The sequence below is a fragment of the Mycolicibacterium chitae genome (genome assembly GCF_900637205.1).
Taxonomy (GTDB): Bacteria; Actinomycetota; Actinomycetes; order Mycobacteriales; family Mycobacteriaceae; genus Mycobacterium; species Mycobacterium chitae.
In genome coordinates this window covers 181,392-200,962 of the sequence record NZ_LR134355.1, presented here as the reverse complement: position 1 = coordinate 200,962, position 19,571 = coordinate 181,392, and the positions used below count along the sequence as shown (strand labels likewise).

General features: G+C 68.7%; 22 protein-coding genes and 3 tRNA genes. 15 read left to right on the top strand and 10 right to left on the bottom strand.

Features of this window, described 5'->3' with window-relative positions; all coding sequences use genetic code 11:
* Positions 1-50: 50 nt before the first annotated feature.
* Entirely contained in the window at positions 51-1,010 is a 960-nt protein-coding gene (locus EL338_RS26250; protein ID WP_235666330.1) for a hypothetical protein, read from the top strand.
* A 165-nt stretch (positions 1,011-1,175) separates the two neighbouring features.
* The gene (locus EL338_RS00935; RefSeq protein ID WP_235666329.1) at positions 1,176-1,745 is read left to right on the top strand and encodes a hypothetical protein; all 570 of its coding nucleotides are present in this window, start codon (positions 1,176-1,178) and stop codon (positions 1,743-1,745) included.
* A gap of 232 nt (positions 1,746-1,977) precedes the next feature.
* On the opposite strand, the gene EL338_RS00930 is transcribed toward EL338_RS00935, so the two are convergent.
* A tRNA-Arg gene (locus tag EL338_RS00930) sits at positions 1,978-2,053 on the bottom strand.
* Positions 2,054-2,068: 15 nt separating this feature from the next.
* Positions 2,069-2,160: transfer RNA gene (locus EL338_RS00925), tRNA-Ser, on the bottom strand.
* Positions 2,161-2,248: 88 nt separating this feature from the next.
* Here EL338_RS00925 and hisC point away from each other — a divergent pair.
* From hisC to lipE, 4 genes are all read left to right on the top strand, one after another.
* Complete coding sequence (gene hisC / locus EL338_RS00920; RefSeq protein WP_126332029.1) at positions 2,249-3,298, top strand: histidinol-phosphate transaminase; 1,050 nt, start codon at positions 2,249-2,251, stop codon at positions 3,296-3,298.
* 3 nt (positions 3,299-3,301) lie between these two features.
* Entirely contained in the window at positions 3,302-3,592 is a 291-nt protein-coding gene (locus EL338_RS00915) for a hypothetical protein (RefSeq protein ID WP_126332028.1), read from the top strand.
* A gap of 25 nt (positions 3,593-3,617) precedes the next feature.
* The gene (locus tag EL338_RS00910) at positions 3,618-4,442 is read left to right on the top strand and encodes a crotonase/enoyl-CoA hydratase family protein (RefSeq protein WP_126332027.1); all 825 of its coding nucleotides are present in this window, start codon (positions 3,618-3,620) and stop codon (positions 4,440-4,442) included.
* A gap of 91 nt (positions 4,443-4,533) precedes the next feature.
* Positions 4,534-5,772, top strand: a complete 1,239-nt coding sequence (gene lipE, locus EL338_RS00905) for a lipase LipE (protein ID WP_126332026.1) — start codon at positions 4,534-4,536, stop codon at positions 5,770-5,772.
* On the opposite strand, the gene EL338_RS00900 is transcribed toward lipE, so the two are convergent.
* Positions 5,769-7,016 (bottom strand): MFS transporter, encoded by a 1,248-nt coding sequence (locus tag EL338_RS00900; RefSeq protein ID WP_126332025.1) that lies wholly within the window; start codon positions 7,014-7,016, stop codon positions 5,769-5,771. The two genes, lipE and EL338_RS00900, sit on opposite strands and share 4 nt — an antisense overlap.
* Positions 7,017-7,181: 165 nt before the next feature.
* Between EL338_RS00900 and EL338_RS00895 the strand changes: the two genes are divergently transcribed.
* Genes EL338_RS00895 through EL338_RS00885 form a run of 3 tightly spaced genes read left to right on the top strand, consistent with a single transcriptional unit; the run spans position 7,182 to position 9,123 of the window.
* Complete coding sequence (locus EL338_RS00895) at positions 7,182-8,081, top strand: TIGR04222 domain-containing membrane protein (RefSeq protein WP_179967146.1); 900 nt, start codon at positions 7,182-7,184, stop codon at positions 8,079-8,081.
* Positions 8,078-8,944: an MbnB/TglH/ChrH family RiPP precursor modification enzyme gene (locus tag EL338_RS00890; RefSeq protein ID WP_126332024.1), complete on the top strand. Its 867-nt coding sequence runs from the start codon at positions 8,078-8,080 to the stop codon at positions 8,942-8,944. The genes EL338_RS00895 and EL338_RS00890 overlap by 4 nt, the downstream gene beginning before the upstream one ends.
* Positions 8,941-9,123 carry an SCO6045 C-terminal-like domain-containing protein gene (locus EL338_RS00885; RefSeq protein ID WP_126332023.1) on the top strand — a complete coding sequence of 61 codons (183 nt, stop codon included), beginning with the start codon at positions 8,941-8,943 and terminating at the stop codon, positions 9,121-9,123. The genes EL338_RS00890 and EL338_RS00885 overlap by 4 nt, the downstream gene beginning before the upstream one ends.
* 143 nt (positions 9,124-9,266) lie before the next feature.
* On the opposite strand, the gene EL338_RS00880 is transcribed toward EL338_RS00885, so the two are convergent.
* From EL338_RS00880 to EL338_RS00865, 4 genes are all read right to left on the bottom strand, one after another.
* Positions 9,267-10,028, bottom strand: a complete 762-nt coding sequence (locus EL338_RS00880; RefSeq protein ID WP_235666328.1) for a nucleotidyl transferase AbiEii/AbiGii toxin family protein — start codon at positions 10,026-10,028, stop codon at positions 9,267-9,269.
* The gene (locus EL338_RS00875) at positions 10,025-10,741 is read right to left on the bottom strand and encodes a helix-turn-helix domain-containing protein (protein WP_235666327.1); all 717 of its coding nucleotides are present in this window, start codon (positions 10,739-10,741) and stop codon (positions 10,025-10,027) included. The genes EL338_RS00880 and EL338_RS00875 overlap by 4 nt, the downstream gene beginning before the upstream one ends.
* A 277-nt stretch (positions 10,742-11,018) precedes the next feature.
* Positions 11,019-11,105 (bottom strand) — tRNA-Ser (locus tag EL338_RS00870).
* A gap of 33 nt (positions 11,106-11,138) precedes the next feature.
* A complete protein-coding gene (locus tag EL338_RS00865; protein ID WP_126332021.1) occupies positions 11,139-11,651 on the bottom strand; it encodes a MarR family winged helix-turn-helix transcriptional regulator in 513 nt (170 codons plus the stop codon).
* A gap of 65 nt (positions 11,652-11,716) precedes the next feature.
* Between EL338_RS00865 and EL338_RS00860 the strand changes: the two genes are divergently transcribed.
* Positions 11,717-12,697 carry an NAD(P)H-quinone oxidoreductase gene (locus EL338_RS00860; RefSeq protein WP_126332020.1) on the top strand — a complete coding sequence of 327 codons (981 nt, stop codon included), beginning with the start codon at positions 11,717-11,719 and terminating at the stop codon, positions 12,695-12,697.
* 24 nt (positions 12,698-12,721) lie between these two features.
* On the opposite strand, the gene EL338_RS00855 is transcribed toward EL338_RS00860, so the two are convergent.
* Positions 12,722-13,918 carry a cysteine desulfurase-like protein gene (locus EL338_RS00855; RefSeq protein WP_126332019.1) on the bottom strand — a complete coding sequence of 399 codons (1,197 nt, stop codon included), beginning with the start codon at positions 13,916-13,918 and terminating at the stop codon, positions 12,722-12,724.
* Positions 13,919-14,432: 514 nt separating this feature from the next.
* On the opposite strand from EL338_RS00855, the gene EL338_RS00850 reads away from it, so the two are divergent.
* The 5 genes from EL338_RS00850 to EL338_RS00830 all read left to right on the top strand — a co-directional run bounded on the left by EL338_RS00850 (position 14,433) and on the right by EL338_RS00830 (position 18,216).
* Positions 14,433-14,972: a bacterial proteasome activator family protein gene (locus EL338_RS00850; protein ID WP_126332018.1), complete on the top strand. Its 540-nt coding sequence runs from the start codon at positions 14,433-14,435 to the stop codon at positions 14,970-14,972.
* An 8-nt stretch (positions 14,973-14,980) separates the two neighbouring features.
* Positions 14,981-15,787, top strand: coding sequence for a galactan export ABC transporter ATP-binding subunit Wzt/RfbE (wzt, locus tag EL338_RS00845; RefSeq protein WP_126332017.1), 807 nt, complete (start codon positions 14,981-14,983; stop codon positions 15,785-15,787).
* Positions 15,784-16,698, top strand: coding sequence for a galactofuranosyltransferase GlfT1 (gene glfT1 / locus EL338_RS00840; RefSeq protein WP_126332016.1), 915 nt, complete (start codon positions 15,784-15,786; stop codon positions 16,696-16,698). Before wzt ends, glfT1 begins: the two co-directional genes overlap by 4 nt.
* Positions 16,695-17,525, top strand: a complete 831-nt coding sequence (wzm, locus tag EL338_RS00835) for a galactan export ABC transporter permease subunit Wzm/RfbD (RefSeq protein WP_126332015.1) — start codon at positions 16,695-16,697, stop codon at positions 17,523-17,525. Before glfT1 ends, wzm begins: the two co-directional genes overlap by 4 nt.
* 70 nt (positions 17,526-17,595) lie before the next feature.
* Positions 17,596-18,216 (top strand): hypothetical protein, encoded by a 621-nt coding sequence (locus EL338_RS00830; RefSeq protein WP_126332014.1) that lies wholly within the window; start codon positions 17,596-17,598, stop codon positions 18,214-18,216.
* Between the two features lie 52 nt (positions 18,217-18,268).
* On the opposite strand, the gene EL338_RS00825 is transcribed toward EL338_RS00830, so the two are convergent.
* Positions 18,269-18,703 (bottom strand): pyridoxamine 5'-phosphate oxidase family protein, encoded by a 435-nt coding sequence (locus tag EL338_RS00825; RefSeq protein ID WP_126332013.1) that lies wholly within the window; start codon positions 18,701-18,703, stop codon positions 18,269-18,271.
* 362 nt (positions 18,704-19,065) lie between these two features.
* The gene (locus tag EL338_RS00820) at positions 19,066-19,530 is read right to left on the bottom strand and encodes a carboxymuconolactone decarboxylase family protein (RefSeq protein WP_126332012.1); all 465 of its coding nucleotides are present in this window, start codon (positions 19,528-19,530) and stop codon (positions 19,066-19,068) included.
* Between the last annotated feature and the right edge of the window lie 41 nt (positions 19,531-19,571).

Genomic DNA, 19,571 nt, shown 5'->3' with positions numbered 1-19,571 from the left:
CTGTTCATCGAACTAGTTGTTTGACTTTTCCATCTTGCTAGAGTACTAGCATGCAATCAGTGTCGGTGCCCGCGAGTCTGGTCGATGCCGGGGTCCAGGTGATATCCGGTGATGCCCACAGCCTCACTTACCGCCAGGGTGACCGTGCAGTCACTGCTGATCTCGTTTTCGCCGACCGGGTATCGTCGCCGGGGTCCGTGCTGGACCGCATTCGAGGCCGCCCCGGCCACCGAGTTCTTGTCATCTGCGAGGCAATATCCAGCGAAGCACGCTCCGCGCTGCTGGCCGAAGCCTGCGTGGACCTCAGCGTCACCAGCACAGGGGAACTGGTGCTCTCCGGGAGGACCTACCGGGCCCCCGCGGTAGGTGGCCCCCACCCTTGGACACGCGAACGTAGCTGGCGCCGTCGTGCAGCCGAACGCGTCTGCGTGCTCACCGACGTGCACCTACGTCAAACCGACCTAGCTGCAGCACTCGCAGTGACCCAGCAAGCCGTGTCCAAGATGGTCGAGAAGGAACCGCTGCCGCCGACGCCTATGGGCGTGGACGAACGCCGGAAGCTCCTGGCCGAACTGGCGGTGTTGCCGGCAGACGGTGGACTAGTCGAAACCTACTGGTACGGCACCGACCCGGTGACCGTACAGGTCCGAAACGCGATCAGGCTCGGAGAAGAGCTGACTGTGCAGGTTCTCGGCGGCGGTGAAGTCGCTGCTGATGTGCTGTCCCCGTGGCGGGTGCCGAGAACCGGCCTGGTCTACGCCGAGGAGCTGATTGACCTCACGGCTTTCGACCTGGTGGAATCCACACCCGAGGAGGCAACTTTGACCGTGCGCGTGCCGGCTGACCCGACGGTCTGGACCACGGCTGCCTGGTGGCAGCAGATCGATGACGCGCGCCACCGAGACATCCCCACCGTGGATCCGGTCGTGGTGCTGCAGGACATGAGCGCGGGCGCTGATACCGGTGACGGTGCGCCGCAGCGACTTGGTGAATGGATCGTGCATCGATGAGTGGCCCGGTGCCAGTCGTGGTGGCGTGCACCGCGGCCGCCGACGACAACGGGATGCGCGCTTTACGACGTTTCGACAGGCGCAACTGGTAGCAAATACCTCGTCATCGGGGGCAATATGGTGCGGTTGCTGCGCGACATTTACGACGTGCCAGGAGTTCCGCGAGTGACCTCTGACGCCGACGCCGGGATCGACGAGCAAGTGGCTGTCGCCGGGGAGTTTCACGACCAACTCACCGCTCTCGGATACACGGACACCAGCGGAAACCGTTACGTCCGGGGTGAGCAAGCGGTCGACCTACTGGTGCCCACCGAAGCCAAGCCCGGCAAGCGTTACTTCGGCGAACGAGCCTTCGACGGAGCTCCCGGACTGCGCTTGGCGCTCGCTTCGGCGCCAATCCCGGTGGCGGTCACTGCGCGGCTCACCGACGGATCCTCCCTGGAATTCGAGGTTCCGGTCCCGGATGTTGAAGCTGCGTTCGTGATGAAGATGCTGGCGTGGACTGTGCGGGAATCCGAGCGTGACGTGCAAGATCTCCAGACGCTGCTGGACATCGTTGCGTCGGAGCCCAACTACCGTGCATCCCCCTGGCGGATGGACGAGCCCTTGGCTACCAGCCGCGGTGAGCGGAAAGACGCCGCTCGCGCAGCGCAGCGGATGCTCGCCAGCCCACCGAGACGGGTTCCGGCCAGAGTCCGTCTACTGCTTCGGAAGCATGTCAGCCGTAGCCCCTGACAACGTCGCACGCAAAGTGGATTGCACGTCTGGCGGCCTGCCATAGGGAGCGCGGCCAACACAGACGCCAAGCGCTATCTGCAACGTCACACCCATGACCCAGAGGTGCGCCAGATGCTGGACGAATACGCTGGCGTCCCGGCTTGAATACGACAAGAGACTTGAATACGACAAGAGAGTAGCGTCTCCCGGGCGTGTTGCTCGTGCCGTGGGAGCCGTCGTACCTACTAGATGGTGCGCCCGAAGGGATTCGAACCCCTAACCTTCTGATCCGTAGTCAGATGCTCTATCCGTTGAGCTACGGGCGCGAGTATGTAGTTGTCTGGCGGAGGCGAGAGGATTTGAACCTCCGGTCCCCGGTAAGGGGGACAACTCATTAGCAGTGAGTCCCATTCGGCCGCTCTGGCACGCCTCCTTTGAACTTCGTAGAGGTTACCGGACCCGATCTCCGGTACCGGAACCGCCGAGGGCACAGCGTACACAGCCTCACTTATGCTGGCCAAATGACCGCCCGTTTGCGCACCTTGATGGCCGACCTACCTGCCTATACGCCAGGCAAGACGGTCCCCGGTGCCATCAAGTTGGCCAGCAACGAAACGGTGGACGGTCCGCTGCCCAGCGTCCGCGCGGCGATCAACGAGGCCACCGACACGTTGAACCGCTACCCGGACAACGGCTACGTCGAACTCAAGGAGAACCTGGCAAAACACGTCGGCTTTGCGCCCGAGCACATCGCCGCAGGCTGCGGGTCGGTCAGCCTGTGCCAGCAGCTGATCCAGATCACCGCGACCATCGGCGACGAGGTGATGTTCGGCTGGCGCGCCTTCGAGGTCTACCCGCTGCAGGTGCGGGTCGCCGGCGCCACCCCGGTGCAGGTCCCGCTGAAGAACCACACCCACGACCTGGACGCCATGCTGGCCGCGGTCACCGACAAGACCCGGCTGATCTTCATCTGCAACCCGAACAACCCGACGTCGACGGTGGTCCCGCCGGCGGAGCTGCGGAGGTTCGTGGAGGCCGTGCGCAGCGACATCCTGGTCTGCATCGACGAGGCCTACGTGGAGTACATCCGCGACGGCCTGGTGCCGGACAGCCTGGGGCTGGTGCGCGACCATCCCAACGTCATCGTGTTGCGGACCTTCTCCAAGGCCTACGGGCTGGCCGGGGCCCGCGTCGGCTACGCGGTCGGCGACCCGGACATCATCACCGCGCTGGGCAAGGTCTACGTGCCCTTCACGGCGAGCACGCTGGCCCAGGCCGCGGCCATCGCCTCGCTGGACGCCGCCGACGAACTGCTGGCCCGCACGGACGCGGTGGTCGCCGAGCGCGCGCGGGTCAGCGCGGCGCTGCGGGCGGCCGGCTATGCGTTCCCGGATTCGCAGGCCAACTTCGTCTGGCTACCGTTGGGCCCCGAACGCACCGCCGACTTCGTCGAGCGGGCCGCCGAGGCGCGCCTCCTGCTGCGGCCCTACGGCACCGACGGCGTGCGGGTGACCATCGGCGCTCCCCACGAGAACGACGCCTTCCTGGCGTTCGCTACCGATTGGATCTGAAAGATGCCACGCCTGACCCGCGCCAGCAGCGTCGCGCTGATCACCGCGACGCTGCTGGCCGGTTGCTCGCAGACCACCCCGGGTCAGCTGGCCCGGACCACCGAACCGGTGTCCCCGGACCTGACCTGCTCGGAGTTCGAGATCCTCAACCCCACCGACAAGGTGAAAGTGGTCAACGAGATCGTCAAGGCCTCACCGGGTGACCCGTCGCTGTTCCTGGTGATGCTGGCCAGCGTGCTGTGCGAACGCGCCCCCGAAAAGCCGGTCAAAGAGGTGCTGCTGCGGCTGCGCTGACGCCGCCGCATTAGCCTCGACAGGTATGGCTGACAGCTACGAATCCCTCTCGGTCGAGATCGACGGTCACATCGCGCAGGTGACGCTGCTCGGTCCGGGCAAGGGCAACACGATGGGCCCGGCGTTCTGGGCCGAACTGCCGGTGGCGTTCGAGGCCCTCGATGCCGACCCGCAGGTGCGGGCGATCGTGCTGACGGGCTCGGGCAAGCACTTCAGCTACGGCCTGGATCTGGCCGCCTCCAGTGACTTCCTCGGGCCGCTGATGGCCGAGGGCGCCATGGCCGGCCCGCGCGCGGCGTTCCACCGCCACCTGAAGGGCATGCAGCAGTCCATCACCGCGGTCGCCGATTGCCGCACCCCGATCATCGCCGCGGTGCAGGGCTGGTGCATCGGCGGTGGCGTCGACCTGATCAGCGCCGTCGACATCCGCTACGCCAGCGCCGACGCGAAGTTCTCGGTGCGCGAGGTCAAGCTGGCCATCGTCGCCGACGTCGGCAGCCTCGCGCGCCTGCCGCTGATCCTCAACGACGGACACCTGCGCGAACTGGCGCTGACGGGCAAGGACATCGACGCCAAGCGGGCCGAGAAGATCGGTCTGGTCAATGACGTCTTCGACGACGCCGAGGCCACGCTGGCCGCCGCGCGGGCCACCGCGGCCGAGATCGCCGCCAATCCGCCCCTGACCGTGCAGGGCATCAAGGATGTGCTCGACGAGCAGCGCACCGCCCAGGTCGCGGCCAGCCTGCGTTACGTGGCGGCCTGGAACTCGGCGTTCCTGCCGTCGAAGGATCTGACCGAGGGCGTCACCGCGATGTTCCAGAAGCGCCCGCCGGAGTTCAAGGGCGAATAGCAGCGACGAGATTGACCGCAGGGTCGTGGCGGTGCGCCGCGCACAGCCCACGGCGCAATTTCGACGCCCGCCGCCCCGTACGCTGATCGAGATGACCGCCGACGGCAGAATTCGTGTGCCCGCCGACCTGGAGGCCGTGACCAGCGTCGCCCCCGAGGACCACTCGGACGTCGACCCGGCAAGCATCGAGCGGATCTGGCAGGCCACCCGGCACTGGTACACCGCGGGCATGCACCCCGCCATCCAGGTGTGCCTGCGCCACCACGGGAAGGTCGTGCTCAACCGCGCGATCGGGCACGGCTGGGGCAACGCGCCCGACGATCCGCCCGACGCCGAGCAGGTGTTGGCCACCCCCGACACCCCGTTCTGCGTCTACTCGGCGGCCAAGGCGATCGCCAGCACGGTGGTGCACAGGCTCGTCGAGCGCGGCGAGTTCTCCCTCGACGACCGGGTGTGCGACCACCTACCGACCTACACCAGCCACGGCAAGGACCGCACCACCATCCGGCACGTCATGACGCACAGCGCGGGGGTGCCGTTCGCCACCGGGCCGCGCCCGGATCTGCGCCGGATGAACGACAGCGACTACGCGCGCGAGATGCTCGGGCAGCTCAAACCGATCTACCGCCCCGGGCTGGTGCACATCTACCACGGCCTGACCTGGGGGCCGTTGATCCGCGAAATCGTCTTGGCCGCAACGGGTCGCAGCATCCGCGACATCCTGGCCGAGGAGATCCTGGAGCCGCTCGGCTTCCGCTGGACCAACTTCGGCGTCGCCGAGGCCGACGTGCCGAAGGTCGCGCCGAGCCACCCGACGGGAAAGCCGCTGCCGGCGCCGGTCGCGCGCGCGTTCCGGCTCGCGGTCGGCGGGACCATGCAGCAGATCATCCCGTTCAGCAACACCGCGGACTTCCTGACCAGCGTGGTGCCGTCGTCGAACACCGTCTCCAACGCCGCCGAGCTCTCCCGGTTTGTCGAGATACTTTGCCGTGGTGGGGAACTCGACGGGGTCAGGGTGCTGCGGCCGGAGACCCTGCGGGCGGCGACGCGGCAGGCCCGACGCCTGCGCCCCGACGTCGCCACCGGGTTGATGCCGATGCGGTGGGGCACCGGATACATGTTGGGCGACAAGCGGTTCGGCCCCTTCGGTCGCGACACCCCGGCTGCCTTCGGGCACACCGGCCTGGTCGACATCGCGGTGTGGGCCGACCCCGAGCGGGCCTTGTCGGCGGCCGTGGTCAGCAGCGGCAAGCCGGGGGGACACCCCGAGGCCAAGCGCTATCCGGCCCTGCTCAACCTGATCAACGCCGAGATCCCGCGCGTCCGCTAGGAACGGTTGACCGACGGCGCATTTCGCGCGACCAGCAGTGCCGCCAGGCTCAGCACCAGCATGACGAGCACCGGGGCCCGGTCGAAGTGGTCCAGCGCGAGGTCACCGACCACGGCGCCGACGACGCAGGTGGCGATCGCGATGACCGCCGAACCGAGGCCCATCAGCGCGGCCCGGTCGCGGCTGTCGGCCAGCAGGCTCACCCAGTTCATCGACGCGGCGTAGACCGCCTGGTTGGCCATCGTCACCAACAGGAACACCGCGGCGAGCACCCAGCCGGAGGACCACAGGTCCAACGTCTCGGCCAGCAGGCAACCGGTAGCCGCGGCGATGCTCATCGCGGCGCTGCCCCGCAGCATTCCGCGCACCCCGAAGGAGCGGTACACCGCGCGCCACAGCGCCGAGCCGACGAGCAGCGCGGCGCTCGAGACCACGATCAGGACGGGCAGGTTGTCCTGCCCCTGGGCCGCGCGCAGGCTGTAGAAGGTGGTGCCGAGGGAGACCGGCACGAACACCAGTTGGGTCAGCGCGTACCGACGGAACCACGGCTGGGACCGGGCGGCGCGCAGGCCGTCGCGCATGATCTCCCGCTGGCTCTGGCGCACAACGTCATTCGGCACCCGCACCGGACCGACGAACAGGGCCGCGACACCGGCGGCGACCAACCCCGCCGCCCCGAACCACAACAGCGACATGCCCTGGGCGGCGGCGTCGCCGTGGATCAGCGCCGGCACCACCAGCAGGGTCACCGCGGCGGCCAGCAGCGAACCGGCCGCGCTCTGACCGAGCAGCAGGTCCCCGCGGCGCGCGTCGGAGAGCCGACTGGAGGCGATGTCGTTGAACGCCACGTTGGACAGCCCGGAGCCCAAGCCCAGCAGCGCCGAGGCGAGCAGCAACGCGATGGGCACCGCCGCGCCGGCCGTCGCGGTGAAACCGACCAGCACCGCCATCGCGGCCACCGTGCCCGCGACCACCAGGTGCCGCTGCCCGCGGGACCACCCCAGGACGCACGGCGACGCCGCGTTGCCGACCGCCTTGCCGATGCAGTAGGCGGGGTACATCAGCGCGGCCAGCCAGGCCATCCCGCGGCCCGCGCAGAGGAACGGCAGCACCACCGAGACGTTGCTGAGCTGCGTGCCGGCGCTGTAGAAGGTGCCGTGGGTGAGCAGCTGACCGAATCCGCCCTGGCTCACGGCGGCGGTCGAGACCATCGGGCGAAGCGCGGTGTCCAGGGCTGCGGTCATACCTAGAAACGTATTTTCACCAGGTCTTTTGCGGCATCGGGCGATCGGCCGGTCACCCGGATGAAACCGGTGTCCCCCGATCGGGGGACAGCGTCTCGTAACTTGTGATCGGTAGCCGCCGGCCCCGGCCACGATGACGGGACCCAAACACAGGAGGTGGCAACGATGTGGATCGAGAAAATGATCGAGTTCTACGGTGAGCTGCTGACGGGCCCCGTGATCGCATACCTGGCCGTACTCGCCGCGACAATCGTCTACGCCGTGCTGTGGAGTTTCGTCACGAGCCCGCGCAACCGGACCACGGACGAGCCGCTCAGCGCCACCGAACTGGCCTATCTGAGGTCGGATATCGCACCCGTGGTGACGGCGCTGGCGATGCTGCGCGCCACCGGACGGATCTCTCGGCGCGGGCGCGTGGATGCCACGCTGCCGGCCGGGCGCGAGGCCGATACGTTCGCCGGGCAGGTGCTGGAGCGCGCAGCAGCCGATCCTGGGCACACCGTCGCGGGACTCTACGCCGATTCCCGCGACGATCTCGCCGCGTTGGAAGAGCGCCTGAGCGCGCGCGGCCTGATGCGGACCCGGGCCGAGCGCAAGCGGATGCGCCGGGGTGTGGCGCCCATGGTCGCGGTGATGGCGGTGGGCATCGGGTTCTGCCTGTATCACGTGACCCCGCTGTCGGGGCCGGGGATCGACCTGGCCCAGATCATGTTCGTGGCCATCCCCACCCTCTGCCTCGGGGCGGGGGTGCTGCCCAGTCTGCTCGACGTGAACCGGCTGACCCGGGCCGGCCGTCGGCTGCTCGCCGCCGAGAAAAAGCGCCTGGCGTACCTGGAGCCCAGCAAGCGCCCGGCCTTCGCGACCTACGGTCCGGCGGCGGTGGGGTTGTCGGCAGCGCTGTTCGGCACGGGGGTCCTGTGGGCCGTGGACTCCGAGTACTCCAGTTCGGTGGAACTGGCCGGCGAGTCTTCCAGCGGCGACGGTTGCGGCGCTTCCTGCGGCGGCGACGGTGGCGGGGGCGGCTGCGGCGGCGGCTGCGGAGGGTGCGGCGGGTGCGGCGGATGAACACCGCGGTCCGCACTGTCCCCGCGCTCGGCGACGTGGGTCTGGGCTGGCGTTCCGAGATCGCCGGCGTGATCGCCGACCTCCGGCCCGGGTTCTGCGAGGTCATCGCCGAGTCCATCCCGATCCGTCGGCGCACGGCCCGGCCGGACCCGGCGCTGACGGAGTTGGTGGCGCGCGGCGTCCCGGTGATCCCGCACGGCGTCGCGCTGTCGCTGGGCGGGGCCGAACCCGTGCAGGCCGCGCGGGTGCGGCGGCTGGCGGCCTGCGCGGAGGCGCTCGACGCTCCGCTGGTCAGCGAGCACATCGCGTTCGTCCGGGCCGGCGGGATCGAGGCCGGCCACCTGCTGCCGGTGCCGCGGACCCGCGAGGCCCTCGACGCGCTGGCCCGCAACATCGCGCGCACCCGCGCCGAGTTGGCGGTGCCGCTGGCCGTCGAGAACGTGGCGTCGTTCCTCGAGTGGCCGGAGTCCGACCTCACCGAATCGGAGTTCCTCACCGAATTGGTGGAACGCTGCGGGGTGCTGCTGGTGCTCGACGTCGCGAACGTCTACGCCAACGCCCGCAACCGCGGCCGCGACCCGCACCGCGAACTGGCGCGGCTACCGGTGGAACAGGTGGCCTACAGCCACGTCGCCGGCGGCCACGCGGGGGACGATTTCTATCACGACACCCACACCGCCCGGACCCCGCGGGAGGTTCTGGACCTGGTGACAGCACTGCGCGAGCGGGTCGACGTTCCGTTCATGCTGGAACGCGACGGCCGCTACCCGCCGGCCGTGGAGCTGTTCGACGAGCTTGACCAGATTGCTGAAGCGGCTGGGGTGCAACCGATTACGATGCGAGCGCGGGAGGTGTGGACATGACGGAACACGGCACGTTGGCGCAGCGCCAGGCGGCCCTGGTGCGTGCACTGGTGGCCGAAGGTCCGGTGCCGACCGGATTCGACGCGGCCGCGGTCGTCGCCGCCGGCGCGGTGTGCCGGCACAAGCGGGACGCGCACGCGCGGGCGGGGGTGCAGCGGCGGCGGTGGTTGCGCCGGTGAGGTCGACGGGGAGTTCGCGCTCGGGCGGCCGACCCAAGGGATGCCGTCAGCGCCGAGGATCGCAGCCACCTGTCACGTCCTCGACGGCGCGCGCTGGACACAGCGGCGGAGATCGGCCAAACATCGCGGTGGCGATAAGTGCCTCAACGGCCCACCAGTACCCGCAGCGCAGCGCGCCCGCGGCGTGCGTTGCTCCCGGTGGCGAGCCAGGACCGGTGGCTTTCGTCTTGGAGCACCTCCCACAGGGCGGTAATCCGCCGGCGGTCGCTGCCGATCATGCGGGCGCGGTCACCGACCGGATCGGTTGCCGCACAGGCCAGTACAGCAGCGTCATCGAGGTGGCGGCCACGGTCGCGTGTGTCGTCGATGTAGGCCGCGCCCTTGAGCACCAGTGCGCCGAGGACATCGGGAACACTGAGTACCACCGTGGTCTCTCCGGTGTCCACTTCACAGTTCACCGTCTTGCGCAGCGCCGAGGTGCCACCGGGGACGGCGAACACCGGACGGCGCAACACCTTCGGGTGCCATTTCGGAGGGAGCCGGTCGGCCACCATGACATCGACCGTCTCCGCGACGTCCGGCCCACGGACGAACCGGTGCACCGGGCCTTCGCCCATCGGTTCGCGCAGCGCATACCCGAGTTGTTCCAGCTGGTTACGGACGCCGCTGAATGTGGCGGCGCCGGTCTCTATGTGCAGGATCATGTCCACATCTCGCGTCGGCCTGGTGAGCGTCAATCCCGCGTAGGCCGCATGCAGTTGCACCATCAGCCCTCCGACCAGCGTCCACTGTGTGTGCGGGATCGCCTGCACGATCTCGATAAGCTGCGGCCACGGTGGCGGCCACCCGCCCCGCGGTGCGTTGATCGCCCACACCGGCCGCTCTCCGGCCGACGCGGCACTCACCAGGCCTCGTCGAATCGGCCGACTACTACGCGTCGGTCGCCGGCCCGGAACGCGTCGAGCAGATCATCAAGCACCCGTTGCCCAGCAGCAGCTTCCCGGGCGTCCAACGACTCAGAAAGGTCCACCGCGACGGCGGCGATGAGCGGGCGGTCCACCTCGTAGCCGGCATCGTCGGGGACGACGCGCACAGTGATGTCGCCTTCGATGTCATCGAACAGCCCCAGGGTGGTGACCATGTCATCGAAGTGACGTGCCGCGACGTAGCCGTCGGCTCCGCGTTCAGTCGGGGACAGATCGAACAGCGCGGACAGCTGCGGGTCGCGCAGCGCGCTCACACCGGTCGGGATCAGGCCGGTGTCTTGCCCCCAGCCCTGCATCTGGTGCACCCGGGCACGCCCGCGGGCCAACCACGCCACCTCGGTCGCGCGCGCACCGCGCAGGCGATGGCGGAGGCGAGACAGCGCAGACGAGTCCATCCACGGGGCGTCCCGGCCGGACAGCAGCGCCAGCGCGGCCCAGGCCGTCGCCGCGGTCCACGGCCGTCCGTTGTGGCGCACACGCCCGGCCAGCCGATGCACGGACGCGGCGTCGAGCAGCAGCGTTCGCCCCACCACCCGGGTGGTCGCCAGTACGCCCTTGCTCGCCAGCCGGCGCACCTGCCGCTGGGACACCTGCAGGTGCTCAGCAGCGTCTGCCGCGGTCATCTCCGCCATGCACATATGGTCCCTTATCGGACGCTTTGACGCAATATGCGCAGCTAGATCCCCCATAACCGTTTCGGCTCGGATGCCCTTAGAAAATGCCGCCGGCGGTCCGCCCAGAGGAATCCCCGATCCTGGATACCGATCCGGCGGCAATTGAGCGTCACGTAAATAGTTGCTGAGTCAGATTCCCTCGGTCCAAAAACGAAGGCCGATCCCGCCGTCGTCGATGCCGCACGCTTCAGGATCGCCCGGCGCCTGACTTGGCGCCGAAACTACTCCTCACCTGCGGTGGCGGAGGGATTTGAACCCCCGGGTGCTGTTAGACACCTCTCGCTTTCAAGGCGAGTGCATTAGGCCGCTCTGCCACGCCACCGCCGATAAGACTAGCGGTGCGCGCGGCGTCACCTCAGTCGCGCCCGTACCTGCGCGACGTGCTGCCGCCCTTGAGCGCCGCACTGATCCGACGGCAGTTCTCGCCTATCGCAGCTACCTGAGGCCGCGACAGCTGGCTGAGGAAGTGCGTCCGCACGCCCTGGCTGTAGGTGACCATCGCCTTCTCGGCGACCTCGCGCCCCTCCTTGGTGATGGTCGCGAGAACGCCGCGGCCATCCTCCGGACTGGCCGTGCGCGTCACCAGGCCGGCCGTCTCGAGACGACGGATCTGCCTGGTCACCCGGCTCGGTAACGACATCAACGCCTCGGCAAGATCACCCATCCGGACCGACCCCGTCGGCGACTTGTCCAGCAGATCGAGTAACCGCACGTCGACCAGCGTTAGATCGTGCGCCTCGGTCAACCCCCGGTTCAGCGTCGCGTAAATGCGCAACGCTGAGTCCAAATAGTTTTGCCACGACCGTTGCTCAGCAATATCGAGCCCGGGCATATCGCTTTCGGTACGCCCCGCAATCATCCCCTCCATGGCGCCATGCTAAGTGACGACACCGACAACCGTGGAACGAACCGTCCACTAGTACGGTGACCAGCATGCACGGGATCGTTACAGAAGCTGCCGACCGACTTATCTGGAGCGAGATTCCTGACGTCACACCTGCTCAGGACGGGGTCCTGATCAAGGTGGCCGCGGCGGGCGTCAACCGCGCGGACCTGCTGCAGGCCGCCGGCCGCTACCCACCCCCGCCCGGTGCCAGCGAGGTGCTCGGCATGGAGGTCTCCGGCACCGTCGCGCAGGTGGGTCCGGGAGTCAGCGAGTGGGCTGTCGGGCAACATGTTTGCGCTTTGCTGGCCGGCGGCGGCTACGCCGAGTTTGTCGCGGTGCCCGCCGCCCAGTTGCTGCCGATTCCCGACGGTGTCGACCTGATCGATGCCGCGGGGTTGCCAGAGGTGACGTGCACCGTCTGGTCCAATCTGGTCATGACCGCCGGCCTGACCGACGGTGAGCTGGTACTGCTGCACGGCGGTGCAAGTGGCGTGGGCAGCAACGCAATTCAGATCTGCAAGGCCCTGGGCGCCCGGGTCGCGGTGACCGCCGGTTCCGCGAGCAAGCTCGAGTTGTGCCGGGAACTCGGCGCCGACATCGAAATCTCGTACCGGGACGAGGATTTCGTCGCACGGATCCGCGAGGAGACCGACGGGGCGGGGGCCGACGTGATCCTCGACATCATGGGCGCGGCGTACCTGGACCGCAACATCGATGCGCTGGCCACCGACGGCCGGCTGGTGGTGATCGGCTTGCAGGGCGGCGTCAAGGGCGAATTGAATCTGGGCAAGCTGATTTCCAAGCGGGCCCGGGTGATCGGCACCGCGTTGCGCGGCCGTCCGGTCGACGGGGCGTTCGGCAAGGGCGCGATCGTGCGGGCCGTCGCCGACGCGGTCTGGCCGATGATCGCCGACGGTCGGGTCAAACCGGTCATCGGGGCGCGGCTGCCGATCCAGCAGGCCGGCGAGGCGCATCGACTGCTGAACTCCGGCGAGGTCGCCGGCAAGGTGCTGCTGACCGTCGACTGAAAGCGGGAATGACGTCGCCGGGGCTCAGCCCAGCGACGCCAGCGCGCGGACCAGCTGGTCCACCTCGGCGACCGTCGAGTAGTGCGCCAACCCGATGGTGACCGCGCCACCGACGTCGTTGACGCCGATGACGTCCAGCACCCGCGAGTGCGCGTTCGGCACCGCCAGCACGCCGTTGTCGGCGAGCCGCTGGACCACGCGGTCGGCCTCGATGTCGGCGACGGCGAAGCTCAGCACCGGGATGCGCGCCTCGGGCTGGCCGATCAACATCACCCGTGGCAGCGACCGCAGCGAGCTGACCAGGTAGTCGAAGAGCCGATCCAGGTAGTTCGAGGCCGTCCGCATCGACACCGCCAGCCGGTCCCGTCGGCTGCCCGTGGCCGCCTCGTCCAGGCCGGCCAGGTATTCGATGCTGGCGACCACTCCGCCGAGCAGGCCGTATTGGTGCAGGCCCAACTCCAGGCGGCGCACGCCCGTCGCGTAGGGATCCATCGACACCGAGCCGAAGGTGTCGATCAGGCTCGGGTCCCGGAACACCAGCGCGCCGATGGGCGGACCGCCCCAGCTCGCGACGTTGAGCGCCAGCACGTCGGCGTCGAGTTCGTTGATGTCGGCCAGCTGATACGGCGCCGCGGCCGTGTGGTCGACGATCACCAGCCCGCCCACGTCGTGCATCAGCTTGCTGACCGGGCGCAGGTCGACCAGGGTGCCCAGGGTCGAGGACGCCGACGTCAGCGCCACCAGCCGCGTCGAGCTGGAGATCAGGTTCTCCCACTGCCACGACGGCAGCTCGCCGGTCTCGATGTCGACCTCGGCCCACTTGACCTTGGCCCCGTACCGGTTTGCCGCACGCAGCCACGGGGCGATGTTCGCCTCGTCGTCGAGGCGGCTGACGATCACCTCGTAGCCGAGCCCCGCCCGCGACGACGACGCATCGGCCAGCGAGGCCAGCAGCACCGCGCGGTCGGGACCGAGCACCACGCCCTCGGGATCGGCGTTGACCAGGTCGGCGACCGCCTGACGCGCCGCGGTCAGCAGGGTCGCGCTGCGGCGCGCATAGGGGTGCGGGCCGGCGGTGTTGGCCGCCGAGGTGCGAAACGCCGTCGACACCGTCGTCGCGACGGCGTCGGGGATCAACATCCCCGACTGTGTATCGAAGTGCACCCAACCGTCACCCAGCGTCGGGTGCAATCCGCGCACCCTGGCAACGTCAAATGCCATCCCAGCCGTCCTTAGAAGGTCCAGGTAATTCGCCCATCTGCTGCAGGCGCGGGGTACCCCCACCACGCGCACCGTCCGATCCGGGCCACCTGGCCAGCCATAGTAGTCCAGCGCGCCGCGGACGCGGAGCGCAGTTTGCCCGATCGTTGCTGGTGGGGCCGGTGTTTCGAGCGACGACGGCGTCCGGCTAACTCCCCGCATCACCCGCCCAGTTCACCAGAGTGCGGACGAAGCGCCCCGGACGTGGGGTGTTCGACGCGCGTCGAGCCTCGGAATCGACTGTGCGGCACCGGTGCATCCGCCACTCCCGCCCTCCGGAAGCTTCCCCGTGCGAATGTTTGCCGACCCGCGTTACCGGCTACCATCGGTCCCACGCAAAGAAATCCCGGCGGGTCGCCGCCCCCACGGGCGCTTCGCCCCGCGAACCGGGCGGTCCCGGATGACGCGCCGGTGGTAGCGAAGACCACAATGCCCGACGGTCTAGTGTCACTACTTGAGCACGACCGCATGACGAGTGGCGCGGAGGAGCACACCGAACGTGAGCACGGACGACGACAACATCGAGATCATCGGGGTTCCCGACCCCCAACTGCTGGCCGCCGCCGAGGGGGACGACGACAAGTCCGTCACCGACCTGGTGGAGCAGCCCGCCAAGGTCATGCGGATCGGCACCATGATCAAGCAGCTGCTGGAGGAAGTGAAGGCTGCGCCGCTCGACGACGCCAGCCGCAACCGGCTGCGCGAGATCCACAAGACCTCGATCGCCGAGCTCGAGGACGGCCTGGCACCTGAACTGCGCGAGGAGCTCGAGCGCTTGGCGTTGCCGTTCACCGAGGACGTCGTGCCGTCGGATGCGGAACTGCGGATCGCCCAGGCGCAGCTGGTCGGCTGGCTGGAGGGGCTCTTCCACGGCATCCAGACCGCGCTGTTCGCCCAGCAGATGGCCGCGCGCGCGCAACTCGAGCAGATGCGCCAGGGAGCGCTGCCGCCCGGGATGGGCGCTCCGGGTCGACCCGGCGGGCCGCAGCAGCCCGGCACCGGGCAGTACCTGTAGATCCCCCGATGGTCGCCCCGAGTATCGAGACCCGTGACGCCTGGGTCGAATTCCCGATCTTCGACGCCAAGTCGCGGTCGCTGAAGAAGGCCTTCCTGGGCAAGGCCGGCGGCAGCATCGGCCGCAACAGCTCGAACGTCGTGGTGGTCGAGGCGCTGCGCGACATCACCATGTCCCTGGAGATGGGCGACCGGGTGGGCCTGGTGGGCCACAACGGCGCGGGCAAGTCGACGCTGCTGCGGTTGCTGTCGGGCATCTACGAACCCACCCGCGGCACCGCGCGGGTCACCGGCCGGGTGGCGCCGGTCTTCGACCTCGGCGTCGGCATGGACCCGGAGATCTCCGGGTTCGAGAACATCCTGATCCGCGGCCTGTTCCTGGGGCAGACCCGCAAGCAGATGATGGCCAAGGTCGACGAGATCGCCGAGTTCACCGAGCTGGGCGAATACCTGTCGATGCCGCTGCGCACCTACTCGACCGGCATGCGGGTGCGCCTGGCGATGGGCGTGGTCACCAGCATCGACCCCGAGATCCTGCTGCTCGACGAGGGCATCGGTGCGGTGGACGCCGAATTCCTCAAGAAGGCGCAGTCGCGGCTGCAGAGCCTGGTGGAGCGCTCCGGCATCCTGGTGTTCGCCAGCCACTCCAACGAATTTCTGGCCCGGCTGTGCAAGACCGCCATGTGGATCGATCACGGCACCGTCCGGATGACCGGCGGCATCGAAGAGGTGGTGCACGCCTACGAGGGCCCCGACGCCGCCCGCACCGTGCGCGAGGTGCTGGACAAGGTCGCACGAGAGTCCCCGCCGGCATGAGCGAACTCGTCTGCGCGGTGGTCGTCACCCACCGTCGTCCCGACGAACTGGCCAAGTCGCTCGACGCGCTGGCCGCCCAACGCCGACGTCCCGACCGTCTCATCGTGGTCGACAACGACGACGACGCGCGGGTCGCCGAACTTGTTGCCGGACAACCGATTCCCTCGACCTACCTGGGTTCGCGGCGCAACCTCGGCGGCGCGGGCGGCTTCGCCCTCGGCATGCTGCAGGCGCTCGCGGCGGGCGCCGACTGGATCTGGCTGGCCGACGACGACGGCCGCCCCGACGGGCCCGAGGTGCTGAGCACCCTGCTGGAGTGCGCGCAGCGCCACGGCCTGGCCGAGGTCTCGCCCATGGTGTGCGACCTCGACGATCCGCAGCGGTTGGCGTTCCCGTTGCGGCGCGGGCTGGTGTGGCGTCGCCGGGTCGACGAGTTGCGCAGCGAGGGTGCCGGGGACCTGCTGCCCGGGATCGCCTCGCTGTTCAACGGTGCGCTGTTCCGCGCCTCGACCGTGGAAGCCGTTGGGGTGCCGGATCTTCGGCTGTTCTTCCGGGGGGACGAGGTGGAGGTGCACCGCCGGCTGGCGCGCTCGGGGCTGCCGTTCGGCACCTGCCTGAACGCGGTGTATCTGCATCCGCAGGGCAGCGACGAGTTCAAGCCGATCCTCGGCGGTCGCATGCACACCCAGTACCCGGACAACGACACCAAGCGGTACTTCACCTACCGCAACCGCGGCTACCTGTTGTCCCAGCCCGGGCTGCGCAAACTGCTGCCGCAGGAGTGGCTGCGCTTCGGCTGGTACTTTCTGGTGTCCCGTCGCGACCCGGCGGGATTCCGGGAGTGGGTGCGGCTGCGCCGCCTCGGCAGGCGCGAGCGCTTCTTCCGGGGCGACGGGAGGACACACCGATGACGTTCACCGATGCCACCGCGCAGTCCAGGACCTTCGCCCGCGCCTGGCGCGACCTCGCCGACGGGTTCGCGCGCCGCGAGCTGTGGCTGCACCTGGGTTGGCAGGACATCAAGCAGCGCTACCGGCGCTCGGTGCTGGGGCCGTTCTGGATCACCATCGCCACCGGCACCACCGCGGTGGCCATGGGCGCGTTGTACTCCAAGTTGTTCAAGCTCGAACTGGCCGAGCACCTGCCCTACGTGACGCTGGGGTTGATCATCTGGAACATGATCAACGCCTCGATCATCGAGGGCTCGGAGGTGTTCGTCGCCAACGAGGGCCTGATCAAACAGCTGCCGACGCCGCTGAGCGTGCACGTCTACCGGCTGGTGTGGCGGCAGATGATCCTGTTCGGCCACAACATCATCATCTACGTGATCATCGCGATCATCTTCCCGAAACCTTGGTCCTGGGCGGATCTTTCGTTCATCCTGGCCCTCGGCTTGATCATGCTCAACTGCGTGTGGGTGTCGTTGTGCTTCGGCATCCTCGCGACGCGCTACCGCGACATCGGGCCGCTGCTGTTCTCCATCACGCAGTTGCTGTTCTTCATGACGCCGATCATCTGGAACGACAAGACGCTGCAGCAGCAGGGCGCCGAGGGGTGGTTGAAGATTGTCGAACTCAACCCGCTGCTGCACTACCTGGACATCGTGCGGGCCCCGCTGCTCGGTGACACCCAGGAGTTGCGGCACTGGGCCGTGGTCCTGGTGCTGACGGTCATCGGCTGGGGCGTCGCGCTGCTGGCGATGCGCCAGTACCGCGCGCGCGTTGCCTACTGGGTCTAGCGGGTCCTTCTTCGCCTGCTCGTCACCTGCCCGCTATGGGCCCGTCGATGGGGCGCGTTCAATATCGGGCATGTCCGAAACCGAGACCCTCGAGGTCGAAGAAGGCGTCGCTGCCGTCGCCGCCGAGCCGACGGCCGCGGTGGCCGTCATCACGCACGATCGCGCGGTCGCCATCCGCAACGTGTTCGAACGCCAGGTACTGGCCTCCCAAGAGGTCAGCACCGAATTGATCAGCGCCACCACCGATATCGCCGCGGCGGTGGCGGACGCCGTCTCGGCGGCCTTCGGGGCCGTCGAGGGCGGGGCCACCCTGCCCGCGGCGCTGGCCCAGTCCGGTGAGCAGTTGCAGGCGCGCGTCACCGAGGCCGGCAGCCGCGCCCGCAGCGTCGTCGGCGATTACCTCGGTGGCCGCGCCGTGCTGCCCAACGCCGTGGCCGCGGGGTTCGCCGACGTGGCCGGGTCGCTGATCCGGGCGCAGGGCGGGCTGGCGTCCACCGCGGTCAACTCCGCGTTCGACCTGGCCGCAGTCGCCGTCCGCGGGGGCGACCTGCGGGCCACCTTCGGTCAAGAGATCGACGAGCTGAGCACCGCCGCCGATCTGGCGCGCGACCGGGTCGCCAGCGCGGTTTCGGCGGCGCGCACCGATATCGGGGACGCCGCCTACCGCGACGAGCGTGCGCAGAACACGTAAAAGGCTCGGCGCGTCGGCCGGGGACGCGCAATGCTCGCGGTGGAGGTGGGGCTCAGCCGGGGACGTGGCCGGAGTCGGGTTCGGGGCCGAACACGAACCGCCGGCCCGAGATCTCCGTGGGCGTGATCCGCACGTAGCGCAACTTCAGCGTGGCGATCCAGGGGTACAGGCCGGCCTGCTCGGCCTCCTCGATGGCCTCGGAGGAATACAGCACCTCGGCGTTCCCGCGGACGATGACGCTCCAGCCCTCGACCACGTTGTGGTCGTCGGCCTCGAACAGCACCTTCTCGTTCATGACGGTGCCGAACAGCTTGGTGCCCTCGGCGCTGCGGAACAGGATGGTGCCCCGCTGGACCACGAAGTTCACCGGGAAGATCTCGGCCTGACCGCCGAGAACGGTGACCAGCCGCCCCAGGTGCACGCCGGACAGCAGTTCCAAGCTCTCCTCGTCGGTCAGCGTGCTCACTGGCTTCGTATCGGCGTCCATGACGCCATTCTCGTGCGAACGCCCCGAACCCGCCAGGGACAGCGGGCACCGGTGGGCAGGACGAACGGCCCTAGGACATCGCTACAAGGACGACGTCGCTGTAGGACCGCATCGCCGTAGCACCACATCGCGGTAGCACCACATCGCCGCAGAACGTCAGCCGCGCGGTCTCCGGACGGCTTCTCGATCAAATGCCGTCACCTCCGGGTGACGGACATCCACAGGGTGCCTCCCGTGCGCGGCCCAGGCTGTGGATGGCCGTCAACACACGATGACGGGATTTGATCGAGGGGCCTCGCGGAGAGCCCCGGGCCCGGGCAGAAGAACGATCCCACCCATCGACGAGACAGCTCGAGACGGCTTCACGGACGCACGGGCGGGCGCATCCGGGTGGTCACGCCGATCCGGTTCCACGCGTTGATGGTCAGCGCCATCGCGATCACCTGGCCCAGTTCACGCTCGCTGAAGGCCGCCGCGGCCCGCGCGTACACCTCGTCGGACACGTGCTCGCCGCCGGAGAGTTCGGTCATCTCCTCGGTCAGCGCGAGCGCCGCCTGCTCCTGCTCGGTGTAGAGCTCGGGCATCTCGCGCCAGGCTGGCAGCAGGTAGATGCGCTGCTCGGTCTCGCCGCGCCGGCGCGCGGCGTGAATGTGCATGTCGATGCAGTTGGCGCAGTGGTTGATCTGCGAGGCGCGGATCTTGATCAGCTCGGCCAGCGTGGGGTCCAGGTCCTCGCGCGCGGCGTTGTCCAGCGCGATCATCGCGGCGTAGATCTCCGGCGAGACGCGGTTCAGCTCGATGCGGGGGGCGTTCAGGGTTTGTGTCATGCCACGACGGTAGGCCCGGAAAGGCCCGCATTCATGGTGCA